1 protein-coding gene is annotated in these 1,418 nt (G+C 29.4%); it reads right to left on the bottom strand.

The genetic code is table 11. The features are described from left to right. On the bottom strand, positions 1–1,391 hold a 1,391-nt coding region (locus tag ABDZ60_RS18610; RefSeq protein ID WP_343780257.1), incomplete at its 3' end, for an IS1182 family transposase. Positions 1,392–1,418: the final 27 nt, after the last annotated feature.

The following is a 1,418-nucleotide window of genomic DNA, read 5'->3' as shown; positions in this document are numbered from 1 at the left end:
TTAAAATTGAAAATACCATAAAAATTAACAATATAATATAAAAATAGTGAAGATAGTTTTGTTGCTATCTTCTTCATATTCTGCACTGCTGCAGTTAACAGGCATTGCTCTGAAACTTTTTCGCGTCCGCGGAAGCGAGAATAGCGAAGCCCATGCAGATTTTTTGAATCTGCAAAGCTTCGCTCAACTGTTTCTTTCCTTCTATCGTAAATTCCTTTTCCTTTCTCAGTTCTAAGGAAATTCTTATTATCGTCCTTATGATTTTCCCAAACATGTCTTCTAATTATTTTATATTTAGCTTTATCTCCAAGACATTTATCTTTATGAGGACAACACATACATATTTCTTCAAAACATCTATATTCTTTATAGCCTTCGCGAGTCGTTGTTTTATATATTAATGCAACATTGTTTGGACAAATATATATATCTTTATCATAATCATATATGTACTTATTCTTTGTATACATTCCTTTTTTATGAGGAGAACGCCTATATGCTATAACTGGTATTATCTCTCTATCTGTTATTCCTTTAAAGATAGGATTTGTTGAATATCCTGCATCTAATCCAAGGTACTTAGGCTTTATATTAAAAGCTTCTTCAATTCTATCTATTCTTTTTAATATTGGTTCGCTATCGCTGACGTTACCAGGGGTAACATGCACATCCATAATTATATTATTTTTACTATCTACAGTTCTGTGATCTAGATAAAAGAATCCTTCTGGCTTATTATCTCTCATCATATAGCCACTATCTGGATCTGTAGTACTTTTCTTAATTTCCTTTGTTTCTTCTTTTTGTTTTCTTGGCTTTAAAGGCTTTTTATTATGATTTTCCCTATCCAAATTTACATCAATATCTAATTGTTCTATATATTCTTTAGGTGTTACTTGAACTTCAACTTTTTCTAACTTACGCTTATTAGCATTAGCTTTTATATGTGTTGAATCAGAGTAAAGAATTTTACCACCAACTAAGCCTTTATCCATAGCTTGAATAACTATATTATCGAAAATTTTTTGTGGAATATCAGTACCTTTAAATCTTCTAATTCTGTTTTGACTTATTGTAGATGCATCTGGAATTTTTTCCGTAATAGAATATCCTAAAAACCATCTATATGCTAAATTTACTTCTATATCTTTAACTAGTTGCCTTTCGGAGCGTATGCCATAAAGATATCCTATAAATAGCATTTTAAATAAAATTACAGGATCAACTGCTGGTCGACCATTTGTATGACAATACAAATCGCTAGTTAAATCTCTAATAAATAAAAAATCTATATATTTATCTATTTTTCTTAATAAATGGTCTTGCGGAACTAATTGTTCTAACATAACCACTTCCATTTCATTTTTTGCTTCTATTCTTTCGTTTATCATTTATAAAACCTCTATGTAATAAATTAA

The organism is Clostridium sartagoforme (genome assembly GCF_039521405.1).
GTDB classification, from domain to species: Bacteria; Bacillota; Clostridia; order Clostridiales; family Clostridiaceae; genus Clostridium; species Clostridium sartagoforme.
Note: the sequence above shows the minus strand (reverse complement) of the source record. Positions and strands in the feature narration are given on the sequence as shown.